Raw genomic sequence first — 20,958 nt, forward strand, 5'->3', positions numbered from 1 at the left:
AATACCCCCAAGTTGCAGGATGGGAAAGACTCTCTTGTTTCGGGCCGTACTTGCCACCCAGCGTGGCCGTTTAGTTCTGCGCCAACCTCCCGGTCCTGCGTAATTTCTGCTACGAAGAAAGACATTGAAAGACGCTTCTATGCGGCGTGAACTGGTCTCCTGGCCCTGGGAACAAGAGTCGGTGTGGAGGCAGCGAAGCCAGTTCACCGACGTACACCATGAAGGGCATACAGGACAGGACAAATCATGCTGAATCAAATTGAAGAACGCACCCCGTTCCAGACCAACCTGCGAGAGCGCCAATGGAAGCTGTTGCTCGGTGGCGAACTTCGGGATGCGGAAGGTTCGAAGGTCTACGAGAGAATCAGTCCCTTCACCAGGGACACCATTACCCAGGTCCCCAACGGTTCGAAGGCGGACGCAGACACGGCGGCGGAAGCAGCCTACGCTGCGCGGCGGATGTGGCGCTTAACGACGGTTCCGGAGCGTGCCGCTGCACTTCTCAAGGCCGCGGACATCATTGAAGCCCACGGTGAGGAACTCGCTTATCTGGACTCAGTTGATGGTGGCTCTGCGTTGCAGAACTCGCGGATGGACGTCCGGCTGACCCTCGCCCATGCGCGTCTGTTCGCCGGCCTAGCGCTTGAGATGAAAGGTGACACCATTCCTGCCAGCACCGGCCTTCACCTGACTGTGAGGGAGCCGGTGGGCGTCGTCGTCAGAATCGTGCCCTTCAACCACCCGCTCATGTTCGCGGGCAAGGTTTTCGCGCCAATCCTGGCCGGAAACCCCACCATCCTCAAGCCCCCAGAAACCGCGCCGCTGTCAGCACTTCGACTCGGGGAGCTACTTCAGGATGTCTTCCCTCCTGGAGTCTTCCAGGTCGTGACAGGTCAGGGACGAACCGTCGCAGATACACTCGTGCGCCACCCACTGGTCCGGAGAATCGGCTTCATCGGCTCGGAAGAGACCGGACTAGCCATCCAGAAAGCGGCCGCCGAATCCGGTGTCAAGGAGGTTTCCCTTGAACTGGGAGGGAAGAACGCCATGGTTGTCTTCCCTGACGCCGACCTGGACAAGGCCGCCGAAGGCGCCATCAACGGCATGAACTTCGCCTGGTCGGGTCAGTCATGCGGATCCAACTCGCGGCTGCTCATTCATAGCAGTGTCCATGAGCAGGTTGTCGCCAAAATCGCTGACAAGCTCAAAGCGCACCGCCTCGGAGATCCCCTCGACCCCGGAACGGATCAGGGCACGGTGATCAACGAGAAGCAGTTCAATTCCGTCATGGGCTACATCGAGACGGCACGGAAGGAAGGGGCGACTGTTGTCGCAGGCGGCGGCCGTCCGGACGGAGAAGCCTTTGCAGAAGGTCTTTTTATCGCCCCGACGGTGCTGACGAATGTGAAGCCCGGCGACACTGTCGCCCAGGAGGAGATCTTTGGGCCGGTGCTGTCGGTCCTTACCTTTGAGACCGAAGAAGAGGCAGTGGAGATCGCCAATGACTCCCCGTATGGACTCACCGCGAGCGTATGGACTGCTGACCTGAACCGCGCACTGCGGGTGGTCCGGGAAATTGAAGCGGGATTCACCTGGATCAACGACTCCGCCAAACACTTCCCCAACGTCCCCTATGGGGGAGTCAAAGCGTCAGGGTTCGGCCGCGAAGAGAGCATTGAAGAACTGCTCAGCTACACCGAACTCAAGACGATCAACATCGCCTACTGAGCCTTCGGGCTCATCATCATCTCAACGAGGAGAATCGTGAGTTATCTCGGACTGGACCGAAAGGTCATTGTCGTCACAGGGGCAGGGCAAGGTATCGGCGCCGCCTACGTCCAAAGGCTGGCGAATGAGGGCAGTACTGTCATCGCCGCCGACAGGAACTTCCAAGGCGTGGCTGCTCTGGCGGAATCGCTATCGCACAAGGGCAAGGTTTTGCCGGTGGAGGCCGACGTCTCCTCGGCCTCTTCGTGCGCCGATCTGGCCCGGAAAGCGATTGGCGAATATGGTCGAGTAGACGGGCTTATTAACAATGCCGCAATCTTCTCCACCATAACTATGAGGCCCTTCTGGGAGATCCCCGAAGCAGAATGGGACACCCTCATGGCGGTCAACGTCAAGGGCCCCTGGCTGTTGACCTCAGCACTGCTGGCAGGCTTAAAAGCTTCCGGCAAGGCAAGCGTCGTGAACATCGGTTCCGACGCTGTCCAGCTGGGCCGCACCGGGTACACCCACTACGTGGCCAGCAAGGGCGCCGTCGCGGGGATGAGCTATTCCATGGCCAAGGAACTCGGGCAATGGAATATCCGCGTTAACACCCTCTCCCCTGGCCCCGTCTACACCGAGGTCGACCGCGGCACAGTCACACCGGAGCAAAAGGAAGCCATGCTTGCCCGTCAGGCACTGCCCCGGACAGCAGGACCGGACGACATGACGAGCCTGGCCGCCTTTCTGCTCTCCGATGACAGTGGCTACATCACCGGCCAGACCATAAGCGTCAATGGCGGCCTTCTTCACCGATGACTCAGGAACGGGAATCATGAACACCGACATTAGGGAACTCGTCTCGCTTTCTTCCCGGATCCTTGGCGGAGCTGACCAAGGCGATTTCATCTGGGGGCATGCTTCAGCCCGTGATCCGGAAGGACGTGGAGCGTGGATCAAGGCCAGTGGCTGGGGCCTCCAAGAAGTCACTCCAGATCGCGTCCACCTTGTGGACAGGGAAGGTGCCGTCGTCGAAGGGGAGGGGCGCCGTCACCTTGAGTACCCCATCCATACTGAGATTTACGCGGCCCGTCCAGATGTTGGAGGGGTTGTCCACACGCATTCCCCGCATGCTGTCGCTTTAGCCGCGGCAGGTCAGGAACTGGTGCCGGTCAGTCACGCGGCGAACTTTTTCGTCCCGCCATCGGTCCCGAGATTCACCCTGACCGCCGATCTCATCTTTACACAGCAACTCGGGGTGGCCCTCGCGGAAACCCTTGGAGGCGCCCGGGCTGTCTTTCTCGTCAATCACGGGATCGTCGCGGTAGGCCCGGATCTTCAGTCAGCAACTGTCGCGGCAATTTTGTTGGAACGGGCAGCCGAACAGCAGCTCGTGACGCTGGGCTACGGCGGCGTGCCGGCCTGGTCCGCGCCCGAGGAGTCGCTGGCAAAGCGCGAACGGATCTACAACGAGACCGCCATAAGCAACGTTTGGGACTACCTGGTGCGCCAGCTGAAGTAGGTGTTGTCCCCGGTTTTCTGCAACGGAGAAACCCGTGGGCGGACCAAGACAGCAAGAGTAGCTTGAATATATAAGCCGGAGTGATACACATCACTGGCTTCCCAGAATTGTCACGCAAAGGAGCGTATAAGTGGGATACATCATTGGAATCGACGTTGGGGGCACTTTTACCGACGCTGTTTTGGCCGACGATGAAGGAAACATCGTCGGAGCGAAAGCACCATCCACACCGCCAGATTACTCTGAAGGCGTTCTGGACGTTATCGGCGTCCTGGCGGAACAGATGGGCCTGACGGTGCGGCAGGTGCTGGCCAATACACAACATATCGCGCATGGCACGACGTCGTCGTTGAACGCACTTGTTATGGGCAACGTCCCGCCAGTTGGTTTCATCACCACACGCGGTCACCGCGATTCCATCTACATCATGAACGTTGAAGGCCGGTACCTTGGCGGCTCACCAGAGCAGCTGCAAAGCGTTGTGACCCAATCAAAATCCCATGGTCTGATCCCAAAGCGCCATGCCCACGAGGTCACCGAGCGCGTAGACCGTGACGGAAACATCATTGTCCCGCTGGACGAGGACGACGTCCGGATGACCGTTCGCGATCTTATCGATCAGAACGTCTCAGGGATCGCAGTCTCGCTGCTGTGGTCATTCCGCAACCCTACCCACGAGCGACGAATCCGCGACATCATCCACGAAATCGCCCCGGAGATGTTTGTCTCAATCTCATCTGAGGTCAGTCCAAGGATCCGGGAATTTGCCCGAAACGCAACCACCATCATGAGCACCCAGATTGGCCCAGGGCTCAAGCACTACCTTGGAAACCTGGAGAATGCACTTCGTGAAGAGGGACTCAAGGGCCCGCTTCTGGTGATGCAGAGCAACGGCGGTGCCATTGTCGCTGAAGAGGCCCCTGCAAATGCAATCAGTACTGTAGGGTCTGTGCTCACCGGTGGAGTAGTAGGTTCGGTGGCACTAGGAGCTCAGCTGGGACACCCAAACATCGTCACAACCGACGTGGGAGGGACGACCTTCCTTGTAGGACTCGTTGTGGATGGCGAACCGGTTCGGTCGTCCACTACGGTCATCAATCACCACCCCATCAACGTCCCGACGCTTGAAGTGCACGCGATCGGTTCCGGCGGAGGTGCCATCGCTTGGATCGACAAGGGCGGAAACCTCCAGGTTGGACCCAAAAGCGCACAGGCAGTACCTGGGCCGGCATGCTACGACCAAGGCGGAACGGAGCCGACCAACACCGACGCAAACCTGGTTTTGGGAATCCTCCCCGAACGTGGCTTGCTTGGGGGCAAGAAATCTCTGAACATCCAGCGTGCCCGTGAAGCGATCCGCACACGCATCGCAGAGCCCTTGGGTATGAGCGTTGAAGATGCGGCCGCGGCCATCTATCAAGTGCAGAATGCGCAGACAGGTGACCTGCTTCGCAAGACAGTTGTTGAAGCAGGGCATGACCCCCGAGACTTCATCCTCTACGCCTTCGGCGGCGCAGGCCCCGCGAACTGTGCAGCATACGCCGCGGAACTGGGCGTACAGCAGGCGGTCGTTCCCCTGGGACCGGTTGCCTCCGCCTTTTCGGCCTTTGGCCTGGCCACATCAGATGTCGTGTTGACAGCGGAACTATCCGATCCGGCCACCTTTCCCCTCGATGCCAGGAGCGTTGAGCGGAACTTCCAGAAACTGGGCAACCAGGTACTGGCCTCCCTCGAACGGCAGGGGCTCAACTTCAAGTCCGTAGAACTGCACCGCGAGACCGACATGCGCTATTCAATGCAGCTGGCTGAACTGCCTATCCCTATGGACCAGGCGATCACGGCGGAGAGTTTGGAAGAGGCGGCTGCGCGGTTCGAACGTCGCTACGCCGAACTCTACGGAGAAGGTTCGGGATTCAGCGCAGCCGGGATCCAAGCCATCACGTATCGGGTCCGGGCTGAAGGCAAACTCGCCGTCTCCCTCGAGCTGCCACCAATTGACGCTGCCGACACCGCCGATCCGTCGGCGGCCCAGATTGCCACACGACCCGTGCGCCTCAGCTCCGCCGGCTACATGGATACTGCCATCTTCGACTACACAAAACTCAGAAGCGGCCATCAAATCACGGGACCGGCAGTCATCGAGGTACCGACCACGACCGTAGTTGTCCCAGAGGGCATGAGCGGCGAGATCGACAAGCTCGGAAATCTTGTCATTCTGACTCAGAAAGGTTCCCAGCTATGAGCATGACTATCCCCGGTTCCGAAGTGTATTCCAGCCGACCAAAGAGTCCAGATGAGCTTATGAATTCCCTCCCGCAGGGTTTTCCCATCCACTCCGTAACGCAGGAGCAGATCGACGCGGTGGACCCGCTGACCTACGAAGTCATCCGCCACCGCATCTGGTCGATCACAGAGGAGATGGGCGAGGCGCTGAAGAGGATGTCTGGATCGCCCATCGTGACCGACGCCAATGACTTCGACTTCGCCATCGGAGACGAATTCGGTCAGGAGGTCCAAGTCGGTCTCTACAACACCGGGCTTGTCGGCGCCGTCGACCTCGCGGTCTACTGGACGCTTCAGAACCGCGCAACAAACCCAGGCATTGAAGAGGGCGACATGTTCCTCTGCAACGATCCGTGGGTCGGTGGAGGCTTGCATCAAAGCGACGTCATCATCTATCAGCCTGTATTCCATGACGGAAAGCTCTTTGCCTGGACAAGCGGGATCTGCCACGAGCCTGACCTAGGCGGTGTTGGACTTGGTTCGTTTTCGCCGGCTGCTCAGGACGTCTTCAGCGAAGCGCTGCCCACACCACCGGTAAAGGTTGTCCGGGGTGGCCAATTGCAGGCCGATATGGCCGACATGTGGACGAGGCGCTCACGAGTTCCCATGCTCGTTGGCCTTGACCTCAGGGCCCAAGTTGGCGCCAACAACGTAGGCCGGCAACGTCTTCTTGAAGTCATTAAGCGCTACGGCGCCGACACCGTCAAAGCCGTCATGAAGCGCATGATGGCCGATTCCGAGAACAGGCTTCGCGGCAAGCTGAAATCGTTGCCCGATGGCACGTGGCGTGCCACCGGCTATCAGGATCAGTCTCACGAAGGCGATCGGTCGCTGCACAAGATCACCGTGGCCATGACGAAGAAGGACGATCACCTTACCTTCGACTTCACCGGAACGGACCCGCAGGCCGGAATGATCAACTGCACCTACGCAGGAATGCGCGGCGGAGTCATGATCGCGCTTCTACCGATCCTGGCCCACGACATACCGTGGTCCGCGGGCGGCCTGATGCGTTGTTTCGATCTGGTCTCAGAGGAAGGAACGATCAACAACGCCACTTTCCCGGCTGCCGTAAGCCGCGGACCCATCGGTCCGGCCTGGCTAACCGGAACACTCGTAGCAGAATGCCTGTCGCAGATGCTCGACCGCTCCGTGGATCTGGGCAAGAGCGTGCAGGCTGCTTGCTGTGGCACTTGGGACACTGCCGTCATCGCCGGACTGGACGAACGCGGAGAGGTACCCGTACCGTTCCTTAACATCCTCATGGAGCCCATGGCGGGAGGATATGGGGCTCGCCCGCAGGCTGACGGCATGGACACGGGAGGGCTCTTCTGCATTCCGATGGGACGTATCCCTGACACGGAAATGTCGGAGTTCCTTTATCCGATGCTCGTGCTCTGGCGCCGGGAGGAGACTGACTCCGGCGGTCCCGGTCGTATGCGTGGAGGTGTCAGCGCGTCGCTTGCATTCACCCCCCACGGCACCAGCGTTCCAATGGGGCTGGTCCTGGCATCGGCCGGCAAAGCCGTCTCACAGAATACAGGCCTGTCCGGCGGCTATCCGGGAAACACCGGTCTCGACCTGGTCGTGCGAAACGTGGACGTCTTCGACATGCTCAGAGCAGGAGTCATTCCTGAAACACTTGACGAGTTGGGCGGCGCAATCGAGATCGGCCAATGCTACGCACAAAGCGATGTCAAACCGGGCGAGGTCCTCTACATGCACTGGCAGGGCGGCGGCGGCTATGGTGACCCGCTGCTCCGGTCACCGGAAGCGGTCGAAGCTGATCTAATTGCCGGCAAAGTGACCGTTACGGCCGCAGAAGAAATCTACGGCGTCGCCTACGACGAAACCTCGGAACACGTAGACCAGGCACGCACCCAATCGCTCCGGTTACGGATCCTGGACGAGCGGAAGCAGCGGTCCACAGTCGAACCAGTCAGCACACGCCCGATTCTGAACGTCAGTCACGGTCGCCGGATCGACGACAACCTGATTGAGGTCCGCGTCGACGATTCAGTGCTCGTCGCCTGTGCACACTGCGGAGTGCAACTGGCCGACACTGCCACCGACGACGAGCTCTGGCTAGGGACCTTCGACGGCGCACCGAGAACTGCCGGGCCACAGGTCACTTCTGGCCATGCAACGTACGTGGACGGAGAAGTTGTCTTCCGCCAATACTGCTGCCCGAACTGCTGGACTGCAGTGTTCTCAAGCATTGTTCCGGTTGAGCACCCGGAGCACGCGCGGACCATCGCACTTTTGGGCCCGGAGGCGCGTGCCCTCGCTATGCAGGCACAGTGATGTAAGGACTGCTGCACGTCTCATGCCCTAAGTGAGCGGAACACATTCAAAAGGGGCTCGGGTGAACTTCACAGTAGCCCGGGCCCCTTTTCTCCATGACAAATTCCAAAGCCCTGAAAGAAACAATGAAAATCACCAAACTGGGACACGCAGCAGTTCTCGTCGACGTGAACGACGCGCGCATACTGATCGATCCAGGCAGCTTCTCCTCTGACGAAGCTTTCGGACTCAGTGGACTGGATGCCGTTATTGTCACCCACGGGCACCACGACCATGTCGCGCCCGAGCGGCTCGAAGATCTATTGGCCCTCAACACCGACGCGGTGTTGCTCGCCGGTGCATCCACAGCGGCGGGGCTCGGTCCTCTGGCCAAAGCGAATTTTCGCTTGCTGCTGCCGGATGAATCGTTGCGGATCGGTGACGTTGACGTAACGTCAGTAGGCGGTCTCCACGCAGTCATTCACGAAGATTTTCCTCGTGAGGAGAATATCGGTGTGGTGCTTAGTCCTGTCGACGGACCGAGATTCTTTCATCCGGGGGACAGCTATGAATACACTCCCGAAAATATCCAAGTGCTTGCCGTTCCCATCTCTTCTCCTTGGGGGAAGCTGTCCGAGGCAGTCGAGTTCGTTCGTTCTGTGAGTCCGGCAACCATTTTTCCTATCCACGATGCGCTTTTCAGCGAGCATGGCAAGAAGCTCTTCTGGTCCTGGATTCCGAAGCTGGTGGGAAGCGAAGTCAGCAGCATCAGTCCTTCAGAGGGGAATCCGGTGGTGTACAACAGGTCTGGCGAATTTGTTCGCAGCGCTAGCCTGGACGACCCCGCAGCATGAGCCGATTTGCCGCCGCACTTGACGTCAGCGGACCGCGGATAACAACCAGGCCCACCACAGGACAACAGCCGTCAGCAGCACATGGCGCCGACCTTCGTGGGAAAGCCGAACGGGCCGAGTATCGCCGTGAGATCACAGTATCGCGCGCCAACGACTTGGCTTCTCGCTTAAACCAGGAGATTGCGCTTGCGGAGAAAGAAGCGATTAACCGCCGGACTGGTGGGGGAGTCCGGGTCACACGACACAAACACAACAGATACACCGTGGAAGTTACCCGCGAAGTTCCCTTCGGTCTAACCCTTGAACGAGACCTTGCCTTCTAAGAACCCGTCCATCACTGCAGCACATGACCACAACCAGCCTGGACCCGTGACATACGACGATTGGATCTACTTGAACGCCGGAGATGAAGTGGTTGTTCAGCGCGTTGGCCAACCCCCATTGCCTGGTCAGATTGACGAAATTAATGAGGACGCCACAGTTTTCTGGGTCGACTTACACCACGGCCGAGGACGGATCATGGTCTACGAGAGTGACGGATCACTGGTCATTCGCGCAGGGCACGCTTAGCGCATGTGCATAGGGTTCCAGGCGCTCATCACCTCCGCCGGCCGGACCTGGAACATCTAGGGCATTCCTCCGGTACCCTTCAGTAGGTCGCCCAACGAGGGCCGAGTCCCCTTCCGAAGGACCATTCCCTCAGGCAAACCCTCTACAGCAACCTGAGTCCCCGATACATCAAGCTTTAGCCGGGCGCCACCGATATTTGCATTAGTTGAATGCAGGGTCCCCCAGCTTTCAGGAAGCGCCGGATCCATCCACAACGAACCCTCGGACACGTCAGCCTCATAACGCAAAAGGCTTCGAAGCAGCATTACAGGTGTCGCCGAGGACCAAGCCTGAGGAGAGCACGCCGTGGGGTAGGGAAGAGGGGAAAGGTAATCAGAACGGCTGAACCCACAGAACAGTTCGGGCAATCTGTTATCCGTGTACTCGGCCGCCTCCATCAGCGCTGAGGCAAGTTGCTGTGCTTCCTTCACGAATCCGTATCGCATCAGACCGGCAACGATTAGTGCATTGTCATGCGGCCAGACCGAGCCATTGTGATAACTGACCGGGTTATAGGCACGCATATCAGACGCCAAAGTGCGCACGCCCCAGCCGCTGAACATTTCAGGGGACATAAGCCGGTCAACAACCTGGCGCGCCTTGTCCTCAGCTACGATTCCAGACCAGAGGCAGTGCCCCATATTTGACGCGCAGGCATCTACCGGACGTTTGTCTCGGTCCAATGCCACGGCGAAATAACCACGCTCCGGAAGCCAGAACTCTTCGTTGAACTGTCTTTTTAGCCGGTGCGCACAGTCCCGCAACTCAGTAGCCAAAGCAAGGTCGCCGGCTTCATAGGCTATCCACGCCCGCGCAAGGTAGGCGGTGTACACGTAGCCCTGCACTTCACACAAAGCAATCGGAGGTTCCGCGGTGCGGCCGTCAGCAAAATTGATGCCATCCCAAGAATCCTTCCAGCCCTGATTGACGAGCCCCTGCTGGTTCAGACGCTCATACTCAACGAAGCCATCCCCGTCGCGGTCGCCGTATTCTCGGATCCAGTCCAGGGCTCGGTCCGCATGCGGGAGCAGCATTGCGACATCCTCAGCAGCTACACCCCATCTGGCGACCTCACCGAGCAGTGTGACGAAGAGCGGAGTCGCATCCACCGTGCCATAGTAGGCGGACTTGCCAGCAAGTGCGACACCCATATTCACGCCAAACCGCACTTCATGGAGTATCTTGCCCGGCTGTTCCTCGGTGCGGGGATCCACGACCGAACCCTGCCTTTCGGCCAGCGTCTGCAACGTTCCCAAGGCCAGTGAGGCGTCAACGGGCAGCACCATAAAAGACGCCAGCAATGAATCGCGACCGAACAACGCCATAAACCAAGGAGCACCTGCAGCAACGACCATCCGGTCTGGCCGCTGCGGGTCCACAATCCGCAGGGCACCGATGTCATCGCGGCTGCGCAGGATGGTTTTCTCGACAGACTGATTTCCAATGCTGAGAACAGAGACAGTTTCCACCCAGGCCTTCTTGCGGAGTTCCTGGGGCGAGGGGGAGTCCGGGGTGGGGTGCAGAAGCCGTGTTATGTCTTCGGCGTTATCTTCTTCCACGGAAGGAACGACGACCAAGCGCACGCTCCACTCGCCGTAGGCAGGGATGAGCATCTGGTAGGAAACTCCCTCGGTATCCACTGTGCAGCCTGGCGCATGCACTGTGACACCCTTCCGGACATCCTGCCAGACGGCCTCGATCCTGACTTCATCGCGTTCGTGCAGCCGCAACTTTTCCCAGTGTCGATGAAATCGCCCGTCTTTGACTTCAAACAGATCGGCGAAGTCGGCGTCCACCGAGAGCGTCACTTCACAGCGAATCGGCTCACGGAAATAGTTGTGGATGGTGATGTACTCGATGATGCCCGCCCCAACTATCCGTTTCCGTTCGACGGTCATCGTACTATCTGCACGGCCGGCGTCGCCCGCTGCCCTCCCGAGGTAGGTTCCCTGAAATGGCGAAGGTGTCCAAGCACCTAATGGCTCAAGCGGTTCGCCGTTCACGGCAAGACACCAACGCGAAAGTATTCTCGTGTCTCGATAGAAGACGCCATGAGGATGATGGGGCAGGATGTCCCCGTTTGAAAGCGAAATACAGAAGGATGAACCCTCAACGAGTGTTATGGCCCCAGGACCCGTGGAACCTGCCAAGTTTTCGGCATTCCATCCGGCCATCATCGGCTCCTTTGAACGAATGCCGAGTTCCTTACTTGAATCTACGCTCTTCGCCAGGCGGCGCCTAGGTGCCTGCACGCCTTAGCAGAGTACAGGCAGGAAGGCAGGAAGGCAGGAAGGCAGGAAGGCCGAGGTGCCTTCGCAATTCTTTGCGACGGCACGAGGAACCAAGGGTTCAGAGCTATACCAAGGGCGCGTGGCTTACCTGGAGGCAAAAGGACAAGTCGGCCTCTTTGTGGTCACAGATGACCTCGAGGAAGCTCCCGCGGCTACGCCTGAATTGCCACAGAAACCTTATACGACGCCCGCCTAGATCACACCCAGGACGCCATAGCTCGCGCCCGGCTTCTAGGCTGCGACTTTCCGGTCTGCCTGACGCCGCCTTTGACGGCAGGCTTCGGAGGACGCCAGTAACGGTCAAAGCCTGATTATTCGTACGCGCCAAGGAGCGGATCGGACCCGCCGGACACATGACGCGCTCACCACCTCCGAATTGGAACAGGTCATTAAGCGGGCGCGACGCGTCCTCTGTCGAGGAGATCGCCGCGGCCGAGCCGCACCTACTTCGAGGCGGCGGTCCGGATGACGCCGATGGCTTCCTGGAGGCCCTGGAGGAACGTCGGCACCACTTCGCAGAAGATCCGGGTCATGGTGACGATCGGCGGGGCGAAACCGAGGAAGACGGCAATCAGGTTCACGGCGACGCAGAAGGCGGCAGCCCAGGCGAGTCGGGAGACCAGCGTCTGCGGTGTGTGTACGACTACGGCACTCAGGATGTTCCTTGTCCTTAGGATAAACGGAGATACGTATCTATAGAGGCAGTAGAGAGTTTCCTTTATAGGAAGTCCTAAGCAGTAGCCTCGAGGAGCTCTAAAGGGGGAGTCTTGCGGAGGAGTCGCTTGAGGGTAGATTCCGAGATGCCGATTTCGGCAGCGATCTGGCGGTTGGACATTTTTCCCTTCATGCCCAGCGCGATACTCACCTGCTCGGGCTTCGAGGCGGCGGCCCAGGCGGCCTTGGGGTCAGCCGTCGCGCGGTGGACCTTCGACGGTGCAGAGACGGCAGCCACTACAGCCTTCCGAGGGGCGGCGGCTGCGGCCACAGCCAGCACCGGTACGGCGGGGGTCGCAGTGCGCTCCGGACGTTCTGCGGTAATGACCCGGGAGGGTGCTGCTGCTTCGGCCTCTGCCGGCGAAGCGACCTCGCCCGTCGGGGCGACGACAGGGATGGCGGCCGGAGCGGGGTCTTCGATGAACAGGTTCTCTAGCACCAAGCTGGCGCCCAGGGCGCCCAGCGGCATCAACGCTGACAGCGTTGCGCCGGCGTAGGTGCCCACGCCCCAGCTGGATGCTGGCGTGGCGACCAGGACATGGAAAGTATTGGCGGCCATAGAGACCAGGATCCAGAAGGCGGTGGCGGCGTTGGTCATCCAGGTGGACTGCCCACGGGCCCGGTGAAGCAGGGTTGCCAGGGTGAAGAGGAGCAGCGCCAAGTCGATCACGGCCGGGACTACGCACTGCAGCGCAGCGGGGATCGCCATAAAAACGGCCAGGGATGCGAGGCCGGAGAAGCTAGCGGCGAAGGCACCGATGTAGATCGCGGCGGCGATGCCTGCGGCCGCGAAGGCGACGGGACGGCTCTCCGGGCTGATCCGGGCGGCTTTTGCGGGGGGCATAATGCTCCAAAACTGTGATTGTTTAAATGTAATGGTTTAGTTACATTCTACACGACATTTCTGAAATGCATCCATGACAATCCACTGCGGATGTGACACGCTTGAAATATGAGATCTGAAGCCCCCAGGAGCCTCCGGGGCCTAGTGCAGCCGAAAGACCTCGCCGGGTACATTTCGGTTTCGGAGGAGACATTCCGTGTCTGGAGAAGCCGGCGCCAGGCTTGGGTGGAGCAGGGGCGGCCGCCGTCGAAGGCGGTCTGGACGCTACTGCCTGAACCCGTGAAGGACCCAGAGCGGCCGGGCGAACCGTTCCTGTTCAATGGCGCTTACGCCTACGACGTCGATGACGTAGTGAGGCTGCGGGCGGCCTTGGCGGGGCACAAGGTTCGTGCGGGCAACCCCGAATGGGCCCAGACCTTTGATAGAGGAGAGAAGCGTGGTTGATAACGAAGCGAGTGAACCGCGGGCAGGCGTTCGGCCCGAGCGCGGAAAGAGCTGGGACAGCGTCGTGATTGACGAGGAGTCACTGCCTTGGGAGGCGGATGCCTTCCGTGGGCTGATGGATGCAGAAATGGTGTCCGCCTATCTTGGTTACCCACGCGGGACGATCCGTTCATGGGGGAGCCGACGGAAGGACGGAACCGGAAGGGGCGGTGCTCCGTCGAAGTTTCCGGAGCCGCTCCCTCGCAAGCTAGGAAACGTGGTTCTCTGGGATGAAGCTGACATCATCGCCTTCCGGAGGCGTCGTGATCTGGAGGCTAAAGCGAAGAAGCAGAGTGGCAGTTAAAGCTGAACATGTGCAACACATCTGTTTTAGCCTGTAGGGTCGGTGGATGACTACTACGAGCCTTGCTTATGTCCACATGACCCTCCAGGAAACCGCAGCTGCAGTCCATGTCACCTACGGCAATGCCCGGAGCCGCATGAATCGAATCGCGCACGGGGAGAATGCCCGGTGCGGCTTTCCCGAACCGCGGGAGAAGATCGGTGGCGCCTACCTCTTCGACGCGAAGGACGTCGCCCGTTTCATCAAGGACCACGGCATCACCGAGCCGGCGCACTGAGCAACCGAGTACGGCCACCAAGAAATGACCCCGGACCGCAGAGGCGGACCGGGGTCACTTGTTTAGCGGAGCGCCCAGGCGATGGCCAGGGTCAACGGGATGGTGAGCCACGCGGCGCTGAAGGCCGTGCAGACGACGGTTGCCAGGAGATTGAGGAACTTTGTTTGTGCGTTGCTGCGGGCCTTGGTCATGGTGTCCCTTTCAATGCGTTCCTTGCTTGTCATAATGGCTCATAATGACGGACGGAACCTCTGGCTATTGATTCCGCCACTCGCTTGCCGGACTTCGTGGATAGCCATGAAGTGTGTCGTCACGTTCTTCGGGGAGGCTGGCGCTGCTCACGTTGTGGATGTGGACATGAGCACCAGGCCGTATGGCTTGGGTGGCGTGCCCGATGGTCTCGACCTGTTTGATGACAGCGGCGTGTCCGTTCAGGGCACTGGTGGTGAACTTGTGTCGAGCTGGAATGGGCCCGGTGATGTGCGTGGTCGTGCTGTCGAGTTCGATGATCTCGCCAGCGGCGACGTCGGCAAGTGCCACGGCCACGTTGTCTGTGGACGGGGAGAGGATGATGGCGCGTGGCTTGTGGTGGTCGCTGGCCGGTGAACGATTGTTGGACGGCTGTCAGGAGCACGGGCTCTCTGTCAATTCGACGGCGGTCGCGGCCAGCAGTCCGTTTGGCTTGTGGTTCAAGCCTACTAAGTCTTCGGGCGTAGGCGTGCTTGCTCCACAAGTTCTGGCATCCACGGCCTGTGGCCCTTTCGTAATTCGATACCTTGAGGCAGTCCTTTAACGGAGGGGACGGAATTGGCAATATCGATGGTGATCCTGCCCTCAGCCAGAGGCGCGTTCGTGATGTGCAGATCGCCAAAGGTTTCAGGCAGTGCGGGGTCCATCCACAGACCACCGAGGGAAACGTGCGTGTCATACCGCATCAGGCTCATCACCAGGTGGATGGGCGTAGTGGCTGCCCAAGCCTGGGGCGAGCAGGTCCTCTGGGAGGGGCTGCGCATCGGCAATCTCAGCATGGACGAGCAGCAGGAACGTGCGCTACTGAAGGTCCTTCTGCAGATAGGCCCGGCCGGCACCGTCTTCGCCGCTAGCGGGATAACCATGGAAGAGCGGGCGGTGGATCTGAACGTCATTGGCTCGAAGCTGCACAGCAGGACACGCGTCCGGCTCATGATTCCCTTCCCCGTGCGCCTCGACCAATGGCGCAAGGCATCCCCGGCGGACCGTGCGGGCATCCAGCTCTCCGAACCGAAATCCGTTCAGGTCCGCCTCAAGGGTCAGGGCACCGTGCAGGAGACGCTGGAACGCCTGGCGGGCGGCACCGATGAATACTTGGGCAACGCCAACATCAGTGTCAGCGCCGAGACGTCGGGGAAATACAAAGGTGTTCCCGTCCTGACCTTCGACGTCAAAGGCGAGGTCGTGGGGGTTGTGGGCGGGCGCTACCGCGAAGAGGAGTCGGAGCTCTTCGCCGCCGTGCTCGAACGGGGCTTGAAGACCGTTGGCCTGCAAGTTCGCCGCAGCACCTTCGGCGGCAACGCGTTGTACTCCACGGTCGACTTCAGCTGATTCCTGAGCAGTTGCCGGTTCCCCGGCCGTGAGGGACACTCACGGCACGGCCGGTCCAAGAATGCCCGGCTGGTGGACCTAACCCTGCGTCTCGACGGTACCTGAGCCGGCATGAGGAGATCCGAGGATTGCTTGCACGAGTGGTGTCCCCTGGCGGGCAAGACGAGGCGGCTGTCTCGGCTTGGGACCGGCTCCAGGACTTATTTACCGGATGTCTGTGTGCGGGGTGATGGGCTTACGATCGTGGGCTTCAACGTTCGGCGTCGTTGGTGTTAGTGCATGTGGGTTTTGGTTGTGGCCAAAAAACATCCACCACGTTTCGGCCAAGCCGGAGAACACCAGCCACAGCACGAGGGCGGCCCTCAGCTCATCGACTGGAATCTGCAGACCACCGAAGGTGACGATGAAGACGCCCAACGTCAGCCACCACTGAAAACGGTGAATGCTTCTTTCCGCGGCCGTGTCCTTTTGGTTCTTGCGCAGGTACGTCCTGTAATCGACTCCGTGCCACACGAGAGCCATGAAACCCATTGCGCCGGCCACGGCACCAGCCCAGAACCAACTGTGCGCAGGCATTAAGTAGATCAAGGTAAGAACAGGGCGGCAGCCAGTTCCGTCAGCGACGTGCGCGCCTCCGAGCGGTATATCGGATTCCTTGCGAGACGACGATGGCTGACTTGAAGGGCGACGAACGCAAGCCCTAGTAAGGCTGCCGCAGACGAAGCCAGGTACTCGAAGTATGGCGACCACTCCGGGGTCAAATTCTACGGCTGCATCCGGCCTCCTCGTGAGAGTGCCGACGGTACGCTGGGGCTCGCGCGGGTGAAAGAGCGACGGCATAAGCGACCGCGGGAACCTCGGTCCAGGTGAACTGAGCGCGGGTTCCCGGCTGAAACGCCTGCGCATACGCGCCACGCGCCACGCGCCACGCGTCTACAGGAGGCGATCTCCGGCCCGTTCCCGGCCCGTACCTCCGTGGCCCCGTAGCGGCGCTTAGAGGGGCTTAAACGGGCGCCGGCGACCTACAGTCGCCCCACTTGCGCATAGGGTGCCCGCGGCTAACGCGCGCCCTTCTATTCGGCCCTCTTACGTAGCGAGCAAATTCAAACGTTCGGAGCATGTCAGCGACGGGGGCGACTCGCCGGACCTCCATCCCAAAAAGTTGCCCGGCTTGACGCGCCTGGTCCCATTAACGACAACCGCATTAACGACGACGGCGCGTTGCCCGCTCAAGGAGCTACGCGCCGTCGTCGTACTTCTGGATGACGACCTGTGCAGCAGCAAAGTCTTAGCTGTGGAAGTTCACGAACTGCCCGCAACTGGTTGGGCGGTATTGATCGATGCTGACAGCCGCTAGATTCCGCTTTTCAGGGTTGGCCGCGATGGGCGGAAACTGACCCATTGCGGACCTCTTGCGGACTTTCTGCGGACTGGGGGTCTACCTGAAGGGGTCATTCTCTGGATCGGTCAACCACACACTTGGCTTGTCTGGGTTTTCTCGTATCCACACCACCAGGCGCTCGACATCGTCCGCGTGGAGCATCATTCGGTTCTTGCCGAGTCGCGTGTTGATGCCTGAGACTCTGCAGTATCGCCGGAGAGCGGTCGCACTCATACCCAGATCGGGAGCGACCTGCTCAGGGGTGCGGAAGAGCGCCTTCGGTGCCGTGAGCGGCTTGGTTGTTGCATCCTCCGCAGGTCCCGGGTCTTCTTTTGCCCACGGCAAGTCAGTTGCCCCGGGTTCTCTGCTCACAGAACCCCGCCCGCCGGGTGGTTCCGCCGGAAGCGAGTCAAGCCACTCGGCAAGATCCTCGTGCCGGATGACGCCCTTACTGTTGGCATATCGGGCGACGAGATTGCAAGCCTTGACTTGATAGCGGATCGTGCGTTCGGAGTAGCCCGACTGCTCAGCCGCTTCCTCGAACGTGTACGCGAGTTTTTGAACCGTCATGCAATCGATAGTAGGAGGACGTCCGGGTGGAAGTTACCTGCACCATTGAAGCGCCGGACGGCAGCTTCAGCCATGTCACCGGGACGGCCGCGACCTATGAACAAGCTTTGGCAGCGGCCAGAGCGCAGGTGCCCGAGGGCAGCCGCATGGTTGCGATCAGGACCAATTCCTAAGAAACCGGATTAGCCGTCGGCGCGAGTTGTCACAGTCCCCGACTTTGTGACGGCTTGCGCCGACGCTTGGCGGGCTCTCCATGAGTGTGTCCGGCAAGCGCCGGAACAGTAGCGACGATCTGACCGCGATACCCGACGCACGTCCAGTGTGAACATACGGCCGCATTCGGCACACCGAGGCGCACCACCCGCTCCTGGGGAGAGAAGCCATTCCAACTCAACAAGGTTCACGGCGGCGGTGCGACGTCGGCGCCGGTACTCCTGGTCCCGGCACGTGGGCGAGCAGTACACAGCATCCTTACGTTTACTGCCGGCCATAAACCGGCCGCAACAGACGCACCGCTTCCGCTGTGCTCGGCCAGAAGCCCGAGGCTCCGATGGTTCCACTATCCAAGGTCCACCCGGCGGCTCTGGCCGACAAGCATTCACGAGGCCGTGTCCTGACACCACCGGGATCCTGCGGCATGATGAAGTCATGTGCGGACGCTACGTTGTTTCGAAATCGGTTGCCGACCTGATGGCCGCCTTCAGCGTCAAAGAGTCCTACGTCGATGACCTTCAACCCTCCTACAACGTGGCCCCAACTGACACGGTCCCGTTGATCCTGGACCGGAGCTCCGGGGACGACGAGCCGGTGACGAGGAAGCTGGTAACGGCGCGATGGGGACTCGTGCCGTCGTGGGCGAAAGACCCAAAGGGCGGCGCGCGACTCATCAACGCCAGAATGGAAACCGTCACCGAAAAGCCCTCCTTCCGGAAGGCCGCGTCGGCAAGGCGCGGGTTGCTCGTTGGCGACGGCTACTACGAGTGGGAGAAGAAACCCGGCGGCGGAAAAATTCCGACCTACCTGCATGATGCCGATGACCAGACCATGGCTTTCGCGGCATTGTTTGAGAATTGGCCGGATCCGGCGTTGCCGGACGGGCACCCTGAGAAGTGGTTGCGGACGGCCACGATTATCACGACGGCGGCCTCCGACGCGGTGGGCCACATCCATGACCGCACGCCGCTAATCGTGCCGCCCGAGATGTTCTCGGACTGGCTTGACCCCGAAACGACGTCAGAGGCCGACGTCCGGGCCCTACTCGACTCGATGCCCGAACCGCATCTTGTGCCCCGCGTGGTGAGCGACAAGGTCAACTACGTGCGGAACAACGGCCCCGAGCTTATCCAACCAGCCGCCTGACCCTGCTACCTGTGCTCACTGTCTCAGGTGTCGGATTTCCTACCTGCCAAGCCCGCGAAGGACCACAACTGAGGGTGATCGCTAGTTCCGACACGCCGTACCGAAATTTCATCTGAAGTACAACTTGATGGATGGCTTGCTCGCCTATTTAGGAGATCCATTTGTCGCAGCAGCAGCAACAGACCACCCAGTTTGGCAGTGCCGTCCCGCTGTGGGCCCCGTACTACGGCGCACACATCGGCGAGGCCGCACGCCGGTTCTTCAAGAAGTACGCCACCTTCACCGGCCGTGCCAGCCGCAGCGAATACTGGTGGTGGACCCTCATCTCCGCAGTCATCGGCATCGCACTGAACATCATCATGTCCGTGGCCGGCTCCGCAGGCGCCACCGTCAGCGACACCGGCGCCATGGTTCCGGGTCCGGGCATGATCGTCGGCGTGATCCTCTTGGTCATCTGGGGCCTGGCCGTCATCGTCCCTTCCTTGGCCCTCACTGTCCGCCGCCTCCACGATGCAAACTTCAGCGGCTGGATGATCCTCATCGGCCTCGTCCCGTTCCTCGGCGGACTGGCCCTGCTCATCTTCACGATCCTTCCGCCCAAGCCCGAGGGCCAGCGGTTCGACGTCCCCGCCTAAGTCCACGCCTTAGAACAACCTGAAGGGCCACCGGTGTGATGCTGGTGGCCCTTCAGCGTTTCCCGGTTTGCCCGAACCCATCAATTCTCATTCCTGTGCTCGTTGTCTGTCCGCGGTGGCAGACTCTGGCTGTGGAGGAAAAGAAGTTCTGGCAGCCGCCGCATGCGCATAGGCCCGTGCCTGTGGTGCCGGCGGTGGATCCTGTGGCCGTAGAGGGCGCGACGAGGCCCAATGAGCCGCTGCCTGTGTTCGTGATGCTGGATTACAACAACGGGCAAAGCCACGAGGTACCAGCCTTCGCATACGGGTGGACCCGGGCGCACGTGCTGGTTTCAGTGCCTTGGCCGATGGACTACTACGAAGGCCGCAAAGAAGTCTGGGTGGAAGCATCGCGGGTGCGGCGCCGGACCATCGACCCGAGAAAGCGGTGAAACGGTTCATCGAGAATTGGGTGAGTCCTGATGGGATACCAGGTGCCACCGGCGTGGTGGCACGCATGCCAAGCGGAGCAAATGGAAGTCAACACGACCGCAAAGAGCCTTCTACTCACCACCGTTCGAATCACGTGTGATACCCCGAACCAGGTGTCTGCACACCTTTAGGAGATTGACCTGAGCGACATCCGACGCCAGGGTCAGTTCGCCTCTTAAAAGAAGAAGGCCCGCACTTGGTGCGGGCCTTCGAAGCTTTAGACTCACGATCTGGATTGACTGCTTGCCGGCGGTCAGATCGTAAATCGTTGGTAGTCCTTCACAGGCTCCCTTTGTCTTGCAATGAACCAGTCCTTACGGATCGGCCCTTTGTTGTCCCCTTGACCAGGAACAAAATCATCGTACATGGACACATATGTGCGCCGCCGAACGTAGTCACCGCTGGCGTGTCGCGCAAGTCTTCCTAGACATACAGGTCGAAGATGCTATCCACGATGAATGGAAGGCCACATCGCACCCTTTGAAGCTGTGGCCGGTGTGAAGATGGCAGCGCGCGAATGTGCCCACGAGGGGCACCGCCTGGACAAGACCGTCGCGGCTGCCAAAGCCGCCGGAGCGTCCTGGCCGGACATCGGCCGCGCGGTCGATGTCCGTCGACAGTCGGCTCACGATCGGTGGGCAGATAGGCAGTGAACGCTGATGCCCGTCGGAGGCCGTCCTCGTCGACGACTCACCGCGTCAACCCGTCCCGTGGCCGTCCGACAGACCGCTCGATGAGCCAGGGCGAGCCTCCCGCCCACGGCACGTAATACTGCACCTTCGGAAGAGTC

The 20,958-nt window shown here is 60.3% G+C and carries 21 protein-coding genes and 1 pseudogene; 14 read left to right on the forward strand and 8 right to left on the reverse strand.

The window, feature by feature from the left end:
* Window positions 1-246: 246 nt before the first annotated feature.
* The 6 genes from AB4074_RS02655 (at window position 247) to AB4074_RS02680 (ending at window position 8,649) form a co-directional block, all read left to right on the forward strand.
* Window positions 247-1,728 (forward strand): aldehyde dehydrogenase family protein, encoded by a 1,482-nt coding sequence (locus AB4074_RS02655; RefSeq protein ID WP_441411955.1) that lies wholly within the window; start codon window positions 247-249, stop codon window positions 1,726-1,728.
* A gap of 36 nt (window positions 1,729-1,764) precedes the next feature.
* A complete protein-coding gene (locus AB4074_RS02660; protein ID WP_441411956.1) occupies window positions 1,765-2,526 on the forward strand; it encodes an SDR family NAD(P)-dependent oxidoreductase in 762 nt (253 codons plus the stop codon).
* A 16-nt stretch (window positions 2,527-2,542) separates the two neighbouring features.
* Window positions 2,543-3,229 (forward strand): class II aldolase/adducin family protein, encoded by a 687-nt coding sequence (locus tag AB4074_RS02665; protein ID WP_441411957.1) that lies wholly within the window; start codon window positions 2,543-2,545, stop codon window positions 3,227-3,229.
* 130 nt (window positions 3,230-3,359) lie between these two features.
* Window positions 3,360-5,471 carry a hydantoinase/oxoprolinase family protein gene (locus AB4074_RS02670; RefSeq protein ID WP_441411958.1) on the forward strand — a complete coding sequence of 704 codons (2,112 nt, stop codon included), beginning with the start codon at window positions 3,360-3,362 and terminating at the stop codon, window positions 5,469-5,471.
* Between the two features lie 59 nt (window positions 5,472-5,530).
* On the forward strand, window positions 5,531-7,816 hold the full coding sequence (locus tag AB4074_RS02675; RefSeq protein ID WP_441411959.1) for a hydantoinase B/oxoprolinase family protein: 2,286 nt from the start codon (window positions 5,531-5,533) through the stop codon (window positions 7,814-7,816).
* A 95-nt stretch (window positions 7,817-7,911) separates the two neighbouring features.
* Window positions 7,912-8,649, forward strand: coding sequence for an MBL fold metallo-hydrolase (locus tag AB4074_RS02680; RefSeq protein ID WP_441411960.1), 738 nt, complete (start codon window positions 7,912-7,914; stop codon window positions 8,647-8,649).
* A 626-nt stretch (window positions 8,650-9,275) separates the two neighbouring features.
* Here the strand turns inward: AB4074_RS02680 and AB4074_RS02685 are convergent.
* The 3 genes from AB4074_RS02685 to AB4074_RS02695 all read right to left on the reverse strand — a co-directional run bounded on the left by AB4074_RS02685 (window position 9,276) and on the right by AB4074_RS02695 (window position 13,107).
* Window positions 9,276-11,432 carry an amylo-alpha-1,6-glucosidase gene (locus tag AB4074_RS02685; RefSeq protein ID WP_441411961.1) on the reverse strand — a complete coding sequence of 719 codons (2,157 nt, stop codon included), beginning with the start codon at window positions 11,430-11,432 and terminating at the stop codon, window positions 9,276-9,278.
* Between the two features lie 560 nt (window positions 11,433-11,992).
* The gene (locus AB4074_RS02690; protein WP_441411962.1) at window positions 11,993-12,130 is read right to left on the reverse strand and encodes a hypothetical protein; all 138 of its coding nucleotides are present in this window, start codon (window positions 12,128-12,130) and stop codon (window positions 11,993-11,995) included.
* Between the two features lie 149 nt (window positions 12,131-12,279).
* Entirely contained in the window at window positions 12,280-13,107 is an 828-nt protein-coding gene (locus AB4074_RS02695) for a hypothetical protein (RefSeq protein ID WP_441411963.1), read from the reverse strand.
* A 108-nt stretch (window positions 13,108-13,215) separates the two neighbouring features.
* Here AB4074_RS02695 and AB4074_RS02700 point away from each other — a divergent pair, with 108 nt between their 5' ends.
* Together AB4074_RS02700 and AB4074_RS02705 are read left to right on the forward strand one after the other, a co-directional pair.
* Entirely contained in the window at window positions 13,216-13,551 is a 336-nt protein-coding gene (locus AB4074_RS02700; RefSeq protein WP_441411964.1) for a hypothetical protein, read from the forward strand.
* A 389-nt stretch (window positions 13,552-13,940) separates the two neighbouring features.
* Window positions 13,941-14,171: a hypothetical protein gene (locus AB4074_RS02705; RefSeq protein WP_441411965.1), complete on the forward strand. Its 231-nt coding sequence runs from the start codon at window positions 13,941-13,943 to the stop codon at window positions 14,169-14,171.
* 62 nt (window positions 14,172-14,233) lie between these two features.
* Here the strand turns inward: AB4074_RS02705 and AB4074_RS02710 are convergent, their stop codons facing one another.
* The 3 genes and pseudogenes from AB4074_RS02710 to AB4074_RS02720 form a co-directional block, all read right to left on the reverse strand.
* The gene (locus AB4074_RS02710) at window positions 14,234-14,395 is read right to left on the reverse strand and encodes a hypothetical protein (RefSeq protein ID WP_441411966.1); all 162 of its coding nucleotides are present in this window, start codon (window positions 14,393-14,395) and stop codon (window positions 14,234-14,236) included.
* A 31-nt stretch (window positions 14,396-14,426) separates the two neighbouring features.
* On the reverse strand, window positions 14,427-14,717 hold the full coding sequence (locus AB4074_RS02715; RefSeq protein WP_441411967.1) for a hypothetical protein: 291 nt from the start codon (window positions 14,715-14,717) through the stop codon (window positions 14,427-14,429).
* Between the two features lie 152 nt (window positions 14,718-14,869).
* Window positions 14,870-15,175, reverse strand: a pseudogene (locus AB4074_RS02720) (glycogen debranching N-terminal domain-containing protein); the annotation flags it as partial.
* Between AB4074_RS02720 and AB4074_RS02725 the strand changes: the two are divergent.
* Complete coding sequence (locus AB4074_RS02725) at window positions 15,093-15,752, forward strand: hypothetical protein (RefSeq protein ID WP_441412145.1); 660 nt, start codon at window positions 15,093-15,095, stop codon at window positions 15,750-15,752. The pseudogene AB4074_RS02720 and the gene AB4074_RS02725 sit on opposite strands and share 83 nt — an antisense overlap.
* 204 nt (window positions 15,753-15,956) lie before the next feature.
* On the opposite strand, the gene AB4074_RS02730 is transcribed toward AB4074_RS02725, so the two are convergent.
* On the reverse strand, window positions 15,957-16,328 hold the full coding sequence (locus AB4074_RS02730; RefSeq protein WP_441411968.1) for a hypothetical protein: 372 nt from the start codon (window positions 16,326-16,328) through the stop codon (window positions 15,957-15,959).
* Window positions 16,329-17,190: 862 nt separating this feature from the next.
* Window positions 17,191-17,703, reverse strand: coding sequence for a hypothetical protein (locus AB4074_RS02735; protein ID WP_441411969.1), 513 nt, complete (start codon window positions 17,701-17,703; stop codon window positions 17,191-17,193).
* Window positions 17,704-17,729: 26 nt separating this feature from the next.
* On the opposite strand from AB4074_RS02735, the gene AB4074_RS02740 reads away from it, so the two are divergent.
* The 5 genes from AB4074_RS02740 (at window position 17,730) to AB4074_RS02760 (ending at window position 20,821) form a co-directional block, all read left to right on the forward strand.
* The gene (locus tag AB4074_RS02740; RefSeq protein WP_441411970.1) at window positions 17,730-17,876 is read left to right on the forward strand and encodes a hypothetical protein; all 147 of its coding nucleotides are present in this window, start codon (window positions 17,730-17,732) and stop codon (window positions 17,874-17,876) included.
* Between the two features lie 475 nt (window positions 17,877-18,351).
* Window positions 18,352-19,062: an SOS response-associated peptidase gene (locus AB4074_RS02745; protein ID WP_441411971.1), complete on the forward strand. Its 711-nt coding sequence runs from the start codon at window positions 18,352-18,354 to the stop codon at window positions 19,060-19,062.
* Window positions 19,063-19,223: 161 nt separating this feature from the next.
* Entirely contained in the window at window positions 19,224-19,697 is a 474-nt protein-coding gene (locus tag AB4074_RS02750; RefSeq protein ID WP_441411972.1) for a DUF805 domain-containing protein, read from the forward strand.
* A gap of 131 nt (window positions 19,698-19,828) precedes the next feature.
* Window positions 19,829-20,128 carry a hypothetical protein gene (locus tag AB4074_RS02755; protein ID WP_441411973.1) on the forward strand — a complete coding sequence of 100 codons (300 nt, stop codon included), beginning with the start codon at window positions 19,829-19,831 and terminating at the stop codon, window positions 20,126-20,128.
* Between the two features lie 498 nt (window positions 20,129-20,626).
* Complete coding sequence (locus AB4074_RS02760; protein ID WP_441411974.1) at window positions 20,627-20,821, forward strand: hypothetical protein; 195 nt, start codon at window positions 20,627-20,629, stop codon at window positions 20,819-20,821.
* The last annotated feature ends 137 nt before the right edge of the window (window positions 20,822-20,958 follow it).

This window comes from Arthrobacter sp. 2MCAF14, assembly GCF_052115645.1.
Taxonomy (GTDB): domain Bacteria; phylum Actinomycetota; class Actinomycetes; order Actinomycetales; family Micrococcaceae; genus Arthrobacter.

Coding starts and splice junctions, on each gene's coding strand:
- AB4074_RS02665 (WP_441411957.1), top strand. CDS start 2,543: ATGAACACCGACATTAGGGAACTCGTCTCGCTTTCTTCCCGGATCCTT.
- AB4074_RS02735 (WP_441411969.1), bottom strand. CDS start 17,703: ATGACGGTTCAAAAACTCGCGTACACGTTCGAGGAAGCGGCTGAGCAG.
- AB4074_RS02760 (WP_441411974.1), top strand. CDS start 20,627: ATGGAAGGCCACATCGCACCCTTTGAAGCTGTGGCCGGTGTGAAGATG.
- AB4074_RS02695 (WP_441411963.1), bottom strand. CDS start 13,107: ATGCCCCCCGCAAAAGCCGCCCGGATCAGCCCGGAGAGCCGTCCCGTC.
- AB4074_RS02745 (WP_441411971.1), top strand. CDS start 18,352: ATGTGCGGACGCTACGTTGTTTCGAAATCGGTTGCCGACCTGATGGCC.
- AB4074_RS02655 (WP_441411955.1), top strand. CDS start 247: ATGCTGAATCAAATTGAAGAACGCACCCCGTTCCAGACCAACCTGCGA.
- AB4074_RS02700 (WP_441411964.1), top strand. CDS start 13,216: ATGAGATCTGAAGCCCCCAGGAGCCTCCGGGGCCTAGTGCAGCCGAAA.
- AB4074_RS02685 (WP_441411961.1), bottom strand. CDS start 11,432: ATGGCCGGATGGAATGCCGAAAACTTGGCAGGTTCCACGGGTCCTGGG.
- AB4074_RS02710 (WP_441411966.1), bottom strand. CDS start 14,395: ATGACAAGCAAGGAACGCATTGAAAGGGACACCATGACCAAGGCCCGC.
- AB4074_RS02680 (WP_441411960.1), top strand. CDS start 7,912: ATGACAAATTCCAAAGCCCTGAAAGAAACAATGAAAATCACCAAACTG.
- AB4074_RS02705 (WP_441411965.1), top strand. CDS start 13,941: ATGACTACTACGAGCCTTGCTTATGTCCACATGACCCTCCAGGAAACC.
- AB4074_RS02730 (WP_441411968.1), bottom strand. CDS start 16,328: ATGCCTGCGCACAGTTGGTTCTGGGCTGGTGCCGTGGCCGGCGCAATG.
- AB4074_RS02675 (WP_441411959.1), top strand. CDS start 5,531: ATGAATTCCCTCCCGCAGGGTTTTCCCATCCACTCCGTAACGCAGGAG.